This window comes from Frankia sp. CcCS3 (assembly GCF_977927575.1).
Genome location: NZ_CDWRCL010000076.1, coordinates 1 through 16121, shown reverse-complemented (window position 1 = coordinate 16121; position 16121 = coordinate 1). Strand labels below are relative to the sequence as shown.

At 71.9% G+C, this 16121-nt stretch carries 14 protein-coding genes and 1 pseudogene; 14 read left to right on the top strand and 1 reads right to left on the bottom strand.

What is annotated here, in order from left to right; genetic code table 11:
• From AC08OQ_RS09235 to nusB, 7 genes and pseudogenes are all read left to right on the top strand, one after another.
• Positions 1 to 522 (top strand): annotated as a pseudogene (locus AC08OQ_RS09235) (shikimate dehydrogenase); the annotation flags it as partial.
• A gap of 2 nt (positions 523 to 524) precedes the next feature.
• Positions 525 to 1190: a prepilin peptidase gene (locus tag AC08OQ_RS09230; RefSeq protein WP_476598972.1), complete on the top strand. Its 666-nt coding sequence runs from the start codon at positions 525 to 527 to the stop codon at positions 1188 to 1190.
• Positions 1191 to 1327: 137 nt separating this feature from the next.
• A complete protein-coding gene (gene aroC / locus AC08OQ_RS09225; RefSeq protein ID WP_462203293.1) occupies positions 1328 to 2512 on the top strand; it encodes a chorismate synthase in 1185 nt (394 codons plus the stop codon).
• Positions 2513 to 2551: 39 nt separating this feature from the next.
• Positions 2552 to 3160: a shikimate kinase gene (locus tag AC08OQ_RS09220; RefSeq protein ID WP_476598980.1), complete on the top strand. Its 609-nt coding sequence runs from the start codon at positions 2552 to 2554 to the stop codon at positions 3158 to 3160.
• Positions 3161 to 3162: 2 nt separating this feature from the next.
• Entirely contained in the window at positions 3163 to 4251 is a 1089-nt protein-coding gene (gene aroB / locus AC08OQ_RS09215) for a 3-dehydroquinate synthase (protein WP_462186077.1), read from the top strand.
• Between the two features lie 204 nt (positions 4252 to 4455).
• Complete coding sequence (efp, locus tag AC08OQ_RS09210) at positions 4456 to 5019, top strand: elongation factor P (RefSeq protein ID WP_476598970.1); 564 nt, start codon at positions 4456 to 4458, stop codon at positions 5017 to 5019.
• A complete protein-coding gene (gene nusB / locus AC08OQ_RS09205) occupies positions 5016 to 5480 on the top strand; it encodes a transcription antitermination factor NusB (RefSeq protein WP_476598978.1) in 465 nt (154 codons plus the stop codon). The genes efp and nusB overlap by 4 nt, the downstream gene beginning before the upstream one ends.
• 199 nt (positions 5481 to 5679) lie before the next feature.
• Here nusB and bldD read toward each other — a convergent pair whose 3' ends face one another.
• Positions 5680 to 6177 (bottom strand): transcriptional regulator BldD, encoded by a 498-nt coding sequence (gene bldD, locus AC08OQ_RS09200; RefSeq protein WP_462186059.1) that lies wholly within the window; start codon positions 6175 to 6177, stop codon positions 5680 to 5682.
• A gap of 428 nt (positions 6178 to 6605) precedes the next feature.
• On the opposite strand from bldD, the gene pyrR reads away from it, so the two are divergent.
• The 7 genes from pyrR to pyrF are packed head-to-tail and all read left to right on the top strand — an operon-like array spanning position 6606 to position 16117.
• Complete coding sequence (gene pyrR / locus AC08OQ_RS09195) at positions 6606 to 7226, top strand: bifunctional pyr operon transcriptional regulator/uracil phosphoribosyltransferase PyrR (RefSeq protein WP_476598968.1); 621 nt, start codon at positions 6606 to 6608, stop codon at positions 7224 to 7226.
• A 49-nt stretch (positions 7227 to 7275) separates the two neighbouring features.
• Positions 7276 to 8199 carry an aspartate carbamoyltransferase catalytic subunit gene (locus AC08OQ_RS09190; protein WP_462186061.1) on the top strand — a complete coding sequence of 308 codons (924 nt, stop codon included), beginning with the start codon at positions 7276 to 7278 and terminating at the stop codon, positions 8197 to 8199.
• Positions 8196 to 9560, top strand: coding sequence for a dihydroorotase (locus tag AC08OQ_RS09185; RefSeq protein WP_476598966.1), 1365 nt, complete (start codon positions 8196 to 8198; stop codon positions 9558 to 9560). The genes AC08OQ_RS09190 and AC08OQ_RS09185 overlap by 4 nt, the downstream gene beginning before the upstream one ends.
• Positions 9557 to 10588, top strand: a complete 1032-nt coding sequence (locus AC08OQ_RS09180; protein ID WP_476598964.1) for a PH-like domain-containing protein — start codon at positions 9557 to 9559, stop codon at positions 10586 to 10588. Before AC08OQ_RS09185 ends, AC08OQ_RS09180 begins: the two co-directional genes overlap by 4 nt.
• A gap of 35 nt (positions 10589 to 10623) precedes the next feature.
• Positions 10624 to 11814, top strand: a complete 1191-nt coding sequence (carA, locus tag AC08OQ_RS09175; RefSeq protein ID WP_476598976.1) for a glutamine-hydrolyzing carbamoyl-phosphate synthase small subunit — start codon at positions 10624 to 10626, stop codon at positions 11812 to 11814.
• Positions 11811 to 15296, top strand: a complete 3486-nt coding sequence (gene carB / locus AC08OQ_RS09170; RefSeq protein ID WP_476611985.1) for a carbamoyl-phosphate synthase large subunit — start codon at positions 11811 to 11813, stop codon at positions 15294 to 15296. The genes carA and carB overlap by 4 nt, the downstream gene beginning before the upstream one ends.
• Positions 15293 to 16117, top strand: a complete 825-nt coding sequence (gene pyrF, locus AC08OQ_RS09165; RefSeq protein WP_476598960.1) for an orotidine-5'-phosphate decarboxylase — start codon at positions 15293 to 15295, stop codon at positions 16115 to 16117. The genes carB and pyrF overlap by 4 nt, the downstream gene beginning before the upstream one ends.
• The last annotated feature ends 4 nt before the right edge of the window (positions 16118 to 16121 follow it).

Below are 16121 nucleotides of genomic sequence, written 5' to 3'. Positions count from 1 at the left end.
GTCGCCGCGGCGGGCTGCACCCGCCTCGGCGTCGTCGCCCGCCGGCCCGCCGCCGTGGCGGAGGTGACGGAGATCGGGTCGCGGCTGGGCGTCGAGGTCACCGCGCTGCCCTGGGATCTGCTGGCCGCCGGCCTGCCGGCCGGCCCGGATCTGGTCATCTCCACCACGCCCGCCGGCGCGACCGACGGGCTCGCCACCAAACCGTGGTCGCCAGCCTGTCAGCTCGTAGAACTGCTCTATCATCCCTGGCCCACGGCGCTGGCCGCCGCGGCCTACCGGGCCGGTGCCCGGGTCGCAGGTGGCCTGGAGATCCTCGCCGCCCAGGCCGTGGGGCAGGTCGAGCATTTCACCGGGCAGGTGGTTCCCGCCAGCGTTCTGTTGGCCGCGGGCCAGGCCGCGCTGGACGAGCGGGCGCAGGCGGACAGGCCCCCGGCGGTGCCGGCGGTGGAGGTCGGCGTGCCGGCCGGCCATGGTTTCGCGGGGAGTGGTCCCCGCGGCCGCGGCGGACCTGCCGGCGGATAGCGGTGCCGGGAGTGGTGCCGGGCGGCGCGCTCAGCATGTTGATCGCCCTTCCGGCGCTCGCCGCCCTGCCGTTCGGTCGCCGGGTCGTGGCCGGCGTGCCGGCAGTGCCCGGGGAGGCCCCGCACCGGGAGGTGCCCGGGGCGGTGGCGCTCGGTGCCGTGACGGTGCTGGTCGCCACGGCCGTGACCGTCGCCCTGCACGATCATCCGAGCTGGTTGCCGGCCTATGTGTACCTGGCGGTCGTCGGGGTCTGGCTGGCCGTGATCGATCTTCGGGTGCACCGCCTGCCCGACCATCTGGTACTGCCGTCCTATCCGGTGCTTGCCGGGCTGTTCGGCCTCGCCGCGCTGGTCACCGCCGAGCCCGACCGTCTGCTGCGCGCCGGGGTGGCGGCCGCCGCCGTCTGGATGATCTTCCTGGGGGTGCATTGCCTGCCGAGGGCGGGACTTGGGCGCGGCGACGTCAAGGTGTCCGGCCTGCTGGGCGGTGCGCTCGGCTGGCTCGGCTGGCCGAGTGTGGTGTTCGGGCTGTTCGCCGGCGTCGTCCTCGGGGGGCTCTGGGCAAGCGCGCTGCTGGTGGCGGGCCGGGTCGGCCGGCATGACCGCATCGCCTACGGTCCCTTTCTGCTTGCCGGGACGCTGCTCGCCGTCCTCGGCCGCGCCGGCTGATCCCGGTTATTCTACTTGATCCATATTATTTTGTTTAATCCCAATCGTCCTATTTGATCCTGATAGTTCCGTTTGATTCCGGTCGTCCTGCCTGATCGCGGTCGTGACCTGGGCGGTGAGCGTGAAAGACTGGAGCCATGGTGCGTTGGCTGACGGCGGGGGAGTCTCATGGTCCCGCCCTGGTGGCGACGGTCGAGGGGCTGCCCGCCGGGATCCGGATAACCAGTTCCGACATCTCCGCCGAGCTGGCCCGCCGCCGGCTCGGGCACGGTCGCGGCGCGCGGATGAGCTTCGAGCGTGACGAGGTCGAGCTGCTCGGCGGAGTCCGCCACGGCGTCACTCTCGGCGGCCCGGTCAGCGTGGTCGTCCGCAACACCGAGTGGCCCAAGTGGGAGCGGGTCATGTCGCCCGACCCGGTCGATCCGGCGGCGCTGGCGGGCCTGAGCCGCGCAGCCCCGCTGACCCGGCCCCGGCCCGGCCACGCCGATCTCGCCGGCATGCAGAAGTACGGGTTCGACGACGCCCGGCCCGTGCTGGAGCGCGCCAGCGCCCGGGAGACCGCCGCGCGGGTCGCGCTCGGCACCGCGGCCAAGGCGCTGCTGCGGCAGGCATACGGCATCGAGGTGATCTCGCACGTCGTCGCGATCGGCGCGGTCGAGGTGCCCCCGGGGGTGCCCGCCCCGACGTCGCTGGCGGCGGTGGATGCGGACCCGGTCCGCTGTGCCGACCAGGCGACCAGCGTGCGGATGGTCGCCGAGATCGACGCAGCCCACGCCGACGCGGACACCCTCGGCGGCATCGTCGAGGTGCTGGCGTATGGCTGCCCGCCCGGGCTCGGCAGCTACGTGCACGGCGACCGGCGCCTCGACGCCCGGATCGCGGGCGAGCTGATGGGCATTCAGGCGATCAAGGGCGTTGAGTTCGGGGACGGTTTCACCACCGCGCGGCGGCGGGGTTCCGTGGCGCACGACGAGATCGAGCCGGCCGGTGCCGGCGGCCGGCGGGTGCGGCGGGCGACTGCCCGGGCCGGCGGGGTCGAGGGCGGCATGACCACGGGCGAGCCGTTGCGCGTGCGGGTGGCGATGAAGCCGATCTCCTCGCTGACCAGGCCGTTGTCCACGGTGGACGTGTCCACTGGCGAGGCGGCGGTCGCGATCAACCAGCGGTCCGACGTGTGCGCGGTGCCCGCGGCCGGGGTGGTGACGGAGGCGATGGTCGCCCTCGTGCTCGCCGGCGCGGCGCTGGAGAAGTTCGGGGGGGACTCGGTGGAGGAGACCCGGCGCAATTACGAGGGGTACCTGAAGTCCCTGGTCATCCGCTGATCGGCGGCGGGAATCGGCAGGCGGCGAAGACAGAGGATCATCGTGGGGGAGCCGGCGACGGACGCGTGGGCGGGGCCGATGGCCTGGACGGGGCCGATGGTGGTGCTGGTCGGAGCGCCCGGAGCGGGGAAGACGACGGTGGGCACCCAGCTGGCGCGGCGGTGGGGGGTGGGTTTCCGCGACACCGACGCCGACATCGAGGCGGCGCTCGGCACCACCGTCGCGGACATCTTTCTCGATCATGGTGAGGAGTACTTCCGGCTGGCCGAGCGCCGGGCGGTGGCGGCCGCGCTCGCGGATCATCGGGGGGTCCTGGCCCTTGGCGGGGGAGCGGTGCTCGACGCCGAGACCCGGACCCTGCTGGCCGGGCACCGGGTCGTCTATCTTGAGGTGGGAGTTTCCGACGCGGTGCGGCGGGTGGGCCTCGCCCGGGACCGTCCACTGCTGGTCGAGGGGCCCCGCACGCGGCTCGCCGCCCTGCTCAGGGCACGCCGGCCGCTCTACGCCGAGGTGGCGACGGTGGTCATCGACACCGCGGGGCACGAGCCGGACGAGGTGACCGGCCAGGTGGCGGCGGCACTGGGCCCGCTGCTCACGGCGGGCAGCGGACCGGGCGAGGCGGCGGACGCCGCAGGGGGCAGACGGTGAGTATGCAGGTGAAGGCCTCCGACATCGTGCGGATCCCGGTACGGCCGGGCGGCGGGCGTCCCTACGACGTCGTGCTCGGGGCGGGCCTGCTCGGCGAGCTCGCCGAGGCCGTCGCCGGGCGGACCCGCGCCGCGGTGATCCATCCCGGGGCGTTGCGGGCCACCGCGGACGCCGTCGTCGCCGACCTGCGGGAGAACGCGGGCGTGGAGGCGCACGCCATCGAGGTGCCCGGCGGCGAGGAGGCCAAGCAGCTGCGGATCGCCGGCTTCTGCTGGGACGTGCTCGGCCGGATCGGCTTCACCCGGGACGACGTGGTGATCGGCCTCGGCGGCGGCACCGTGACGGACCTGGCCGGGTTCGTCGCCGCGAGCTGGCTGCGCGGGGTGGACGTCGTCCAGGTGCCGACCACCGTGCTCGGCATGGTCGACGCGGCGGTCGGCGGGAAGACCGGCATCGACATCGACGCGGGCAAGAACCTGGTCGGGGCGTTCCACCAGCCGCTCGGCGTGCTGTGCGATCTGGCGGCGCTGGAGTCCCTGCCGGCCGTCGAGGTACGCGCCGGGCTCGCCGAGGTCGTCAAGACCGGTTTCATCGCCGACGCGGCGATCATCGATCTGCTCGACGCCGATCCGACCGGCACCGCGCATCTGCCCGAGCTGATCGAGCGGTCCATCCGGGTCAAGGCCGAGGTGGTCTCCGGCGATCCGCGGGAGGACGGCCGGCGGGAGATCCTCAACTATGGTCACACCCTCGGTCATGCCATCGAGAAGGTCGAGCACTTCAGCTGGCGGCACGGCGCGGCGATCTCGGTGGGCATGGTGTTCGCGGCGGAGCTGTCCCGGCTTGTCGTCGGCCTCGACGATGCCACCGCCGACCGGCACCGCGAGCTGCTGACCCGCATCGGCCTGCCGGTGACCTACCGGGGCGACCGGTGGGCGGCGCTGCTCGACGCGATGCGGGTCGACAAGAAGGCGCGGGGACGGCGGATGCGTTTCGTCGGCCTCGAGGCGCAGGGCCGCACCGTCATCCTGGACAATCCGGATGCTGGCCTGCTGATCGCGGCGTTCACCACCGTCGCCGAGGATCGGTAGACTCGTCGCGGCGGTTTGTAGGATCGCCGCCACGTCCGCGCCCGGTGGCGGGTCCGGAAGCGGCCTGAGGATGGGGAAGCGGCCTGGGATGGCTGGGATGGCCTGGGGAGCCTGGGGAGAGAGCACCGCGGTCCTCGCACGAGGGCCCGGGTAACGACCACACCCGCCGTCGGCGTACGGCGATGGAAACGGAGAACGCGCGCAGTGGCGACCACCAACGACCTGAAGAACGGCATGACGCTCGACATCGACGGGGTGTTGTGGAACGTCGTCGGCTTCCAGCACGTCAAGCTGGGTAAGGGTGGGGCGTTCGTCCGCACGACCCTGAAGAACGTGCTCACCGGGAAAGTCGTCGACCGCACCTTCAACGCCGGGGTCAAGGTCGACGTCGCGACCGTCGACCGCCGCGAGATGACCTACCTCTACCGGGACGGTGCCGATTTCGTCTTCATGGACAGCGAGTCCTACGATCAGATCCCGATCCCGCCGGATGTCGTCGGCGGGACGGCCGACTACATGCTGGAGAACACCGTGGCCACCGTCGCGCTGCACGACGGCGCCCCGCTCTACGTCGAACTGCCGGCCAGCGTCGAGCTGACCATTTCGCAGACCGACCCGGGGGTGCAGGGCGATCGCTCGACCGGCGGGACGAAGCCGGCCACCCTGCAGACGGGCGCCACCATCAACGTGCCGCTGTTCATCACCAGCGGGGAAAAGGTCAAGGTCGACACGCGTGACGGCCGGTACCTGGGCCGGGTGACGAGCTGAGCGCCAGGTCCAAGGCCCGTAAACGGGCACTGGACATCCTCTACGAAGCGGACGTGCGCGCGAGCGCCGTGCCGGAGATCCTCGCTGCCCGGCTGGCCCAGTCCGATCCACCGGTATCGGAATACGCCGTCGAGCTGGTCGAGGGGGTCATCGAGCACCGCGGGGAGATCGACGAGCGGATCGTCCGGTACGCCGAGGGTTGGACGTTGGAGCGGATGCCGCCGGTCGACCGCAACATTCTGCGGATCGCCGTGCTGGAACTGCTCTGGCGTCCCGACGTCCCGGATCGGGTCGCCATCGACGAAGCCGTGGAACTGGCGAAGAACCTCTCCACCCACCGGTCGCCGGTGTTCGTCAACGGGCTGCTCGCGAGTCTGGTCGAGGGGAAGAGCCCGGCCACCACGGCCGAGTCGACCGGACGAGGATCGGCGGTGGATTCCATTCCCGGCCAGCCGTCGTAGCGGCGGTCTACCGGGGTTGCCCGGTTACCCTGCTGCCAGGTTACCGGGAGGGAACCGGGATCGGCATTCCCGGTACGTCGCCCAGGCGACGTACCGGGTCCTTCCCCGGATACGTGTGCCGCGGGTGGCGCGGATGCGAGCCGGCGGACTGTGGTGTACCGGTACCACAGTACCGGTACACCACAGTACCGGAGCGAGGCTAGACGTCGGTCGCCGCGGCGTCCGCGCCCTGCTCCGGAGACAGCACGCCCCAAGAGACGAGCTGCTCGGTGAGCTTGCTCGGCGAGGTGTCGTAGATCACCGCGAGCGAGCGCAGGTCCTCGTACCGGATCGAGAGCGCTCGGCCGTTGTAGTCGCCGCGCTGGCTCTGAATGGTCGCCGCGTACCGGGCGAGCGGACCGCCCTGCTCCTTGGGAACCTGGGAGAGACGCTCGAGGTCGAGGACGATCCGGGGAGACTGCTCCAGCGGAGCGACGGTGGAACCCTCGGGAAGAAGCTCCCCCACCGGAACGCCGTAGAATTCCGCGAGCTCGGAGAGGCGCTGCACGGTGACGGCGCGGTCCCCACGTTCGTAGGAACCCACGACGACGGCTTTCCACCGACCGTGCGACTTCTCTTCGACGCCATGAAGCGAGAGCCCCTGCTGGGTGCGTATCGCGCGCAGCCGAGCACCGAGCGCCTTCGCATAGTCGGACATCGGAGTGCCCACTCCTGTCGTGGTCGATCAGTTGGAACCGGGGCTCGTGCCGCCGGCGGTTACCGATAGTAGTGCCCGCCGGGTTGACGCTCGACACCCGGGGGGTCGTGTCGCCTCTTTCTTTGTACCACTTTCTGTAGCCCTCTGGTTGCGTCCTATGCCTGAGCGGTGGGAACTTCCGGGTGCCGTCACCGCTGTGGCGACGGCGTCGAACCCAGTGACAAGTAGTGACAACATGATGCTGCGTGGTTGGCGCGGCAATAACGTCCCGCGCTGTCCGGACCGGTGGGCGACCCGTCGTCGCGCTGGGCGCCAGGGGCGGTCGGCGTCCGGAGGCGAGACCCTCACACGTCCTGAGGGCCCTGGTAACGTCGCTGGGACCACTCCTTTAAGGACCGTCCCGTGAGGCGGGGAAGGAGGGATGCCGCGTGGCTCCGGCTGCCGCGAGCGACCCCGCATCGCGCCGTCCCGGCACCGCCCGGGCAGTACTGTCCGCAGACGACATCACCCGGATCGTCAGCCGGATGGCGCATCAGATTCTCGAGAAGACCTCCGGTGGCGCCGGGGTCGTCCTGCTCGGAGTACCCACCCGAGGGGTACCTCTCGCGCACCGGCTGGCACAGCGGGTGCAGGCCGTCGAGGGGGTGCGTCTCCCGGTTGGCTCCCTCGACCCGACCATGTACCGCGACGATCTGCGACTGCGCGGCGTGCGTCCCCTCGAGGTGACCGACATTCCCGAGGGTGGTGTCGACAGTCGCGTGGTGATCCTCATCGACGACGTCCTCTACTCCGGGCGCACGGTGCGGGCGGCGCTGGACGCCCTGGCCGCCTACGGCCGGCCGCGTGCCGTCCAGCTCGCGGTCCTGGTCGACCGGGGCCATCGCGAGCTGCCGATCCGCGCCGACTACGTCGGGAAGAACATGCCGACCTCGCGCCGGGAGTCGGTGGCCGTCCGGCTGCGGGAGATCGACGGCGCCGACGGCGTACTGATCCTCTCGGCCGCCGGGGGGGACGTCGCCGACGGCGCGCCTCCCGGGAACCAGCCATGATCGGGGGGAGTGCCGTGCGGGGAGCACGAGCCGGGTTCGGGGGACGGGTGTGAACCGCCATCTCCTCTCGACCGAGGATCTCTACCGGGACGACGCGCTGCTGGTGCTGGACACCGCTGAACGGATGGCGCGGGTCGCCGAGGCGTCGGTGCGCAAACTGCCGACCCTGCGGGGCCGCACCGTCGTCAACCTGTTCTTCGAAGACTCCACCCGCACCCGCACGTCCTTCGAGGTAGCCGCCAAGAGACTGTCGGCCGATGTGATCAATTTTTCGGCGCGCGGGTCAAGCGTGTCGAAGGGCGAAAGCCTGAAGGACACGGCGCAGACCCTCGAGGCGATGGGCGCCGACGCCGTGGTCTGCCGGCATGCCGCGAGCGGCGCGCCGCACCGACTGGCCTCCTGGGTGCGCGGCAGCGTGGTGAACGCGGGAGACGGCACCCACGAGCACCCGACCCAGGCCCTGCTCGACGCCTTCACCATGCGCCGCCGGCTCGGCCGGATCGACGGCCTCGCCGTCACCATCGTCGGCGACGTGCTGCATTCCCGGGTAGCGCGATCGAACGTGTGGCTGCTCGCCACGCTGGGCGCGACGGTGACCGTCGTGGCCCCGCCGACGTTGTTGCCCCTCGGGATCTCCTCGTGGCCGGTCGAGGTGTCGTACGACCTCGACGCCGTGCTGCCCAAGAGCGACGTGGTGATGATGCTGCGGGTCCAGCGGGAGCGGATGTCCGCGGCCTTCTTCCCGACCGAACGGGAGTACAGCCGGCGCTACGGGCTGGATGCCGACCGGGCGGAGATGTTGCCCGGCCACGCCCTGGTGATGCATCCCGGCCCGATGGTACGCGGGATGGAGATCGCCTCCCGGGTCGCCGACTCCGCCCGGTCGACAGTCGTGGAACAGGTTGCGAACGGGGTGAGCGTGCGGATGGCCGTGCTGTACCTGCTGCTGGGTGGTTCCGGGGAGGTCTCATGACGACGCCCGCGGCGGAGACGCCGGTGGGGACGCCGACGGGGACCTCCTGGGTCCTGCGGCGGGTCCGCCCGCTCGGCGGGGACCCTGTCGACGTCGTCCTCGCGGGCGGGGTGGTGGCCGCCTGGCGACCGGCCGGCTCCACGCACGCCGGGGCCGGGGGACTGCCCGCCGGCACCACCGTGCTGGGCACGGACGGGCTGATCCTGCTCCCCGGCCTGGTCGACCTGCACACTCACCTGCGGGAACCCGGCCGGGAGGACGCCGAGACGGTCGCCTCCGGCACCCGCGCCGCGGCCCTCGGTGGCTACACCACCGTGTTCGCGATGGCGAACACCAATCCGGTCGCCGACACCGCGGGGGTCGTCGAGCAGGTGTGGCGGCTCGGCCTGGATGCGGGTCACTGCGACGTCCGGCCGGTCGGCGCGGTCACCGTCGGGCTTGCCGGCGAGCGACTCGCCGAACTCGGCGCCATGGCCTCCTCCGCGGCGGGCGTGCGGGTCTTCTCCGACGACGGGCACTGCGTGTCGGACGCGCTGCTCATGCGCCGGGCGCTGGAGTACGTCAAGGCGTTCGACGGGGTGATCGCCCAGCATGCGCAGGAACCGCGACTGACCGAGAACGCCCAGATGAACGAGGGCACGGTGGCCGCCCGGCTGGGGCTGCCGGGGTGGCCCGCGGTCGCCGAGGAGGCGATCATCGCCCGGGACGCGCTGCTGGCCGGGCACGTCGGCTCCCGGCTGCACGTCTGTCACGTCTCCACCGCCGGATCGGTGGAGATCATCCGGTGGGCCAAGGCGAAGGGCTGGAACGTCACCGCCGAGGTGACCCCGCACCACCTGCTGCTCACCGACGACCTGGTCTGCTCGTTCGACCCGGTCTACAAGGTCAACCCGCCGCTGCGCACCGCCGCCGACGTCGCCGCGCTGCGCGCCGGGCTCGCCGACGGCACGATCGACTGCGTCGCCACCGACCACGCCCCGCACGCGCTGGAGGACAAGGAGACGGAGTGGGCCGCCGCGCGTCCCGGCATGCTCGGTCTCGAGACGGCGCTGTCGGTGGTCATCGAGACGATGGTCATCCCGGGCCGGTTGGACTGGGCCGGGGTCGCCGAGCGGATGGCACTGGCCCCGGCGAGGATCGGTGGCCTGCCGCGAACCGCGACCGAGGTGTGGAGTTCCATAGCAGTGGGCGCGCCCGCGACCGTCACCCTGCTCGACCCGGCGCCGTGGCGGATGGTCGAGCCGGACGCGCTCGCCAGCCGCAGCCGCAACACGCCCTATGCGGGCCGGTCGCTGCCGGGAACGATCCGCGCCACGTTCCTGCGGGGACGGCCCACCGTGTTCGACGGGAAGATCGTATGATTGTTTCGCGCGCCGCATCCCTGCAGGCCGCCGGGCCCGCCGTCGCCTTGGACCGGGCGCCGGACCGCCTGGGGCTGCACCTGCTTCTCCTGCTCGGTCTGTTGCTGGTGTTCGTCGCGGTGGTCGGTTCGATGCGACGGGCGTGGCGCAACCGGGCCGAGCGTCAGGAGGAGGACCTTCCCGAGCTGCCCGTCCCGCCGGCGGAACCGGGCACGGTGTTCGCCGCTCCGCTGCGCGGGATGTACCTCGGCACCGTCGACGCCGGGCACTGGCTGGAATGGATCGCCGCCCGCGGGCTGGGCGGGCGGGCCGGCGGCTACGTCAGCGTGTACGAGACCGGGGTGCGGGTGGACCGCCCCGGGGAGGCGTTCTGGATCCCGCGCGAGGCCGTCCGCGGTGCCCGGCTGGAGCGGGCGCACGCCGGCAAGGTTTCCGCTCCCGGGCGTCTGATCGTCATCGCGTGGTCGTTCGGCGGGCACGAGCTGGAGACCGGTTTCCGTGGCGAGGACCGCGCCCGTCAGCCCAAGGTCGTGCGCGCCGTCCACGACCTGATCGGCCCCCCGCCCGCGCATCTGGCACCGGGCGACGTCACCTCACCGCACGCGGTACCGCGGATCCGCCCCCGGGCCATCGCGCCCGGCCCCGGGACGGTGGGCCGGCCCGGGCAGCGACCGGGTTCCGGACAGCCGACCGAGGAGATGCCGGCGATCCGGACCGGCCCTCGGCTGCGTTCCCGGGGGGAGCGGGCCCAGGCCCGCGGCGAGCAGGCGGTGCCCGCCGACCGGCGGCCCTACGCGGAGCGGTGGCGCTCGGACCAGAGACTCCCCGATCGGCGACACCCGGATGAGGGTCACCCCGACCCGCGCCGCCCCGACTCGCGCCATCCCGATCAGCGGCCGGCGGATCCGGGATCGGGCCCCGGGTGGGTGCACCCGGGACAGCTTGATCAGTCTGACCCCGGCTGGTCGTCGGTTGACCCGTTGACCTCACCGCTCGGTGAGGTCAACAGGCTGAAGGAGGATCGGTGAGCACTCCCACCACGACGCCGACGCGAGCGGTCCTGATGCTGGAGGACGGTCGCAGCTTCGTCGGCGAGGCGTACGGGGCGATCGGCGAGACCTTCGGCGAGGCCGTGTTCTCCACCGGGATGACCGGCTACCAGGAGACGCTGAGCGATCCGTCGTTCCACGGCCAGGTCGTCATCATGACCGCCCCGCACATCGGCAACACCGGCGTCAACGACGAGGACTACGAGTCCGAGCGGATCCAGGTCGCCGGGTTCGTCGTGCGTGACCCCGCCCGGCGGGCCTCCAACTGGCGCGCCCGGGGCACGCTTGACGACGAGCTGGCCGCGGCCGGCGTGGTGGGGATCAGCGGGATTGACACCCGGGCGCTGACCCGTCACCTGCGTGAGCTCGGCTCGATGCGGTGCGGGATCAGCAGCGTGCTCGACGCCGACGCCGATGGTGGCCCGGTCGGCACGGGCCCGGGTTCCGGCGCGGACGGCGAGCGGGCGGCGGCGCTCGACGCCCTGCTCGACCGGGTCCGCGCCTCCCCGGAGATGCTCGGCGCGGATCTTGCGCCCCGGGTCTCCACCCCTACCCCCTATGTGGTGGAGGCGGTGGCGGGCGCCGCGCTGTTCAAAGTCGCCGCGCTCGATCTCGGCATCAAGCGCGCGACGCCGGCCGCCATGGCCGCGCTGGGCTGCGAGGTGCACGTGCTGCCGGCCCGCACCATCGGCGAACAGCTGCTGGCGCTCGAACCGGACGGGGTGTTCCTGTCGAACGGTCCCGGCGACCCGGCGGCGGCGGACTACGCGGTTGACGCGCTGCGGACGGTGCTGCGGGCCGGTGTCCCGGTGTTCGGGATCTGTTTCGGGCACCAGCTGCTGGCCCGCGCTCTCGGCTTCGAGACGTACAAGCTCACCTACGGCCACCGCGGCGTGAACCAGCCGGTCGGGGACATGGCGACCGGGCGGATCGCGGTCACCAGCCAGAACCACGGGTTCGCCGTGCGGGCGCCGCTGACCGGGGTGACCGACACCCCGTTCGGCCGGGTGGTGGTCAGCCACCGCGGCCTCAACGACAACGTCGTCGAGGGATTGGAGTGTCTGGACGTGCCGGCCTTCAGCGTGCAGTTCCATCCGGAGGCCGCGCCGGGGCCGCATGATGCCTCCTCGTTGTTCGAGCGGTTCCGCGCTTTGATGGCGGACACCCGGGAGCGTGGCGAGAGATCTGTCGGGAGTGAACGATGAGTGGTTCGACGAGCCAGGGGTCCCCGCGGGTCAGGAGCGCAGCGAGCGATCCGCGGGAAAGGCTGAGCAGTGTCCTGGTCCTCGGCTCCGGGCCGATCGTGATCGGCCAGGCGTGCGAGTTCGACTATTCGGGTACCCAGGCCTGCCGGGTGCTGCGCGCGGAGGGCCTGCGGGTCATCCTGGTCAACAGCAACCCGGCGACGATCATGACCGATCCGGGGATCGCGGACGCGACCTACGTCGAGCCGATCACCCCGGACATCGTCGCGAAGATCATCGAACGGGAGCGGCCCGACGCGATCCTCGCCACCATGGGGGGCCAGACCGCGCTGAACACCGCCGTCGCCCTGCACGACGCCGGTGTCCTGGACCGCTTCGAGGTCCGTCTGATCGGCGCGAACATCGACGCGATCCGCGCCGGGGAGGACCGTCAGGCGTTCAAGGACATCGTCGCCGCGGTCGGCGGCGAGACCGCGCGCAGCGCCATCTGCCACACCGTCGCCGAGTGCCTGGCCGCCGGGGAGGAGTTCTCCTACCCGGTGGTCGTGCGACCCAGCTTCACCCTCGGCGGCGCCGGCAGCGGCTTCGCCCATGATTCCGGCGAGCTGCGCCGGATGGCGGCGGACGGGCTGGCCGCGAGCCCGTCGACCGAGGTGCTGGTGGAGGAGTCGGTCCTCGGCTGGAAGGAGTACGAGCTCGAGCTGATGCGCGACCGCGCGGACAACGTGGTCGTGGTCTGCTCGATCGAAAACGTCGACCCGATGGGGGTGCACACCGGCGACTCGATCACGGTGGCGCCGGCGATGACCCTGACCGACCGCGAGTACCAGCGCATGCGGGACATGGCGATCGCGGTGATGCGGGCCGTCGGCGTCGACGCCGGCGGCTGCAACATCCAGTTCGCCGTCGACCCGGCGACGGGCCGGCAGGTGGTCATCGAGATGAACCCCCGGGTGTCGCGGTCCTCGGCCCTGGCCTCGAAGGCGACCGGCTTCCCGATCGCGAAGATCTCGGCGAAGCTCGCGCTCGGGTACACCCTCGACGAGATCCCCAACGACATCACCCGCACCACGCCCGCGGCCTTCGAGCCGGCGCTGGACTACGTCGTGGTGAAGGTGCCGCGGTTCGCGTTCGAGAAGTTCCCCGGTGCCGACCCGACGCTCACGACGACGATGAAGTCCGTCGGCGAGGCGATGGGGGTTGGCCGCAGCTTCGCCGAGGCGCTGCAGAAGGCGCTGCGCTCGATGGAGGCCCCGGGCTCGGTGTTCTCCTTCGTCCCGCCCGAGGCGGACGCCGCCGACCTGCTGGAAGCCGCGCGGGTTCCCCACGACGGCCGGTTGCGTACCGTCCAGCAGGCGCTGCTCGCCGGCGCGGATCCCGACGAGGTCACCCGGGTCACCGGGATCGACCCGTGGTTCGTCGACCAGCTCGTCTTCCTCAACGAGACCGCGGCGACGATCAGTCGCAATCCGGCGGGCATCCGGCGGGCCAAGCGAGCCGGGTTCTCCGACGCCCAGCTCGCCGAGATCCTCGGCACCTCCGAGGACGTGGTCCGGGCGTTCCGCCACCGCACCGGCATCCGGCCGGTGTTCAAGACCGTCGACACCTGCGCGGCGGAGTTTGCCTCCGAGACCCCGTACCACTACTCCGCTTACGACGCCGAGACCGAGGTCGCGCCGAGCGAACGGCCGCGGGTGATCGTGCTCGGCAGCGGGCCCAACCGCATCGGCCAGGGCATCGAGTTCGACTACGCCTGTTGCCATGCGGTGATGGCGCTCTCCGGCGCCGGCTATGAGACCGTCATGGTCAACTGCAACCCGGAGACGGTGTCCACCGATTACGACACCGCCGACCGGCTCTACGTCGAGCCGTTGACGGTCGAGGACGTGCTCGAGGTCGTCCACGCCGAGCAGCAGGCCGGGCCGCTCGCCGGGGTGATCGTCCAGCTCGGTGGGCAGACCCCCCTCGGCATCGCCGCGGCGCTGGCCGAGGCGGGCGTGCCCGTCGTGGGCACCCCGCCGAAGGCGATCCATCTGGCTGAGGACCGCGGGCTGTTCGGGCGTGTGCTGGCCCGGGCGGGCCTGCCCTCGCCGCCGCACGGGGTGGCGACCTCTTTCGCCGAGGCGCGCACGGTGGCCGAGCGGATCGGGTACCCGGTGCTGGTGCGGCCGTCCTACGTGCTCGGCGGGCGCGGCATGGAGATCGTCTACGACGACACGATGCTGCGCGACTACATCGATCGGGCCACCGCCATCTCCCCGGAACATCCGGTGCTCGTCGACCGGTTCCTCGACGACGCGGTGGAGATCGACGTCGACGCCCTCTACGACGGGGAGACGCTCTACCTCGCCGGGGTGATGGAGCACATCGAGGAGGCCGGGGTCCATTCGGGCGACTCGGCCTGCGTCCTGCCGCCGATCACGCTGGGCCGTTCGGAGCTCGACCGTATCCGGGCGTCCACCGAGGCGATCGCGAAGGGCGTCGGGGTGCGGGGCCTGCTCAACGTCCAGTACGCCCTGCAGTCCGATGTGCTCTACGTCCTGGAGGCCAATCCCCGGGCGTCGCGGACCGTGCCGTTCGTCTCCAAGGCCACCGCGGTGCCGCTGGCCAAGGCCGCTGCCCGGGTGATGCTCGGCGCGACCATCGACGAGCTGCGGGCCGAGGGCCTGCTGCCGCGCTCCGGCGATGGCGGCACCCTGCCGCTGGACTCGCACATCTCGGTCAAGGAGGCCGTGCTGCCCTTCGGGCGCTTCCGGGACGCCGGTGGCCGCGGCGTCGACACCGTCCTCGGGCCGGAGATGAAGTCGACCGGTGAGGTGATGGGCATCGACGACGGCTTCGGTACAGCCTACGCCAAGTCTCAGGCCGCCGCATACGCCTCGCTGCCCACCTACGGCCGGGTGTTCGTCTCCGTGGCCAACCGGGACAAACGGGCGATGGTTTTTCCGATCAAGCGGCTCGCGGATCTCGGTTTTGTCGTCTACGCCACCGAGGGGACCGCGGACGTGCTGCGGCGCAACGGGGTTAAGGCGGTCGTCCTCGGTAAGCACTGGGCCCCCACCGAGGGGCTACTCGACTGTGTCGAGATGATCACATCCGGGCAGATCGACCTCGTCATCAACACCCCGTGGGGCGTCGGCCCGCGCCTGGACGGCTATGAGATCCGCACGGCCTGCGTGAGTGCCGGGGTTCCGTGCATCACCACGATCCAGGGTGCGGCGGCCTGTGTTCAGGGCGTGGAAGCGCTGGTACGGGGGGAGCTGGGGGTCCGATCGTTGCAGGAATACCACGCGGCGCTGCGGCAGGCGTGGGGCGGGGGACAACCGGGCGGCTCGCCGCCCGGATCCTCCGGCTCTGTGGCGCCTGAGTCTGTGGCGCCTGAGTCTGTGGCGCCTGAGTCTGTGGCGCCTGAGTCTGTGGCGCCCGAGTCTGTGGCGCCCGAGTCTGCCGCACTCGGACCGGCGGCCAGGACGAGCAGATGAGCGCCGGCCGGAGGAGCTCCGACGGGAGGAGTGCCGCCGCGCCCCGCTTCACCCCGCCGCGGGGCCGGGCGCCGCTGGCGGTCGCGCTGGATGCCCCGGACACCGCGACCGTGCTGCGCTGGGCTGCCGCGGTCGCCCCCACCGCGGCCGTGCTAAAGATCGGTCTGGAGCTGTTCTACCGGGAGGGCCCGGCAATCGTGACGGCGCTGCGCGCGGCCGGCGTGCTCGCCGGGGCCGGCGGCGCGACGCACGCCGCGGGCGGCGCCGGAAGCGCCCCGGAGTTGTTCCTCGATCTCAAACTGCACGACATTCCCGCCACGGTCGCCGGGGGAATGCGCTCAATCACCCCGTTGGGCCCTCGTTTCGTGACCGTGCATGCGGCTGGGGGGGCGGCGATGATACGTGCGGCGATCGAGGCGGCCCCGGATGTCGAGGTAGCCGTCGTGACCGTACTCACCTCGCTGGATGTGGCGGCGCTCAGCGCGATCGGGCTCGCCGGCCCCCCTTCCGACGCCGTCCGCAGGCTTGCCGTGCTTGCGGTCGAAGCCGGTGCGCGCACCCTCGTGTGCAGTCCGCGGGAGGTGCGAATGGTCCGTATGGAGCTTGGTAGCAATGTGACTCTCATCACCCCAGGAGTGCGACCGGGGGGGTCGGAAACCGGCGATCAGGCCCGAACCGCGACGCCGGAAGCTGCCCTTGTGGGGGGTTCTGACCTGGTCGTGGTGGGTCGCCCAATCACCGGTGCGCCCGATCCCGGGGTCGCCGCGAGGGCCGTCGCCGCAGGTCTCGGCGCTGCCAGCAGGGCTGTTGACCTGCTGTGACGCC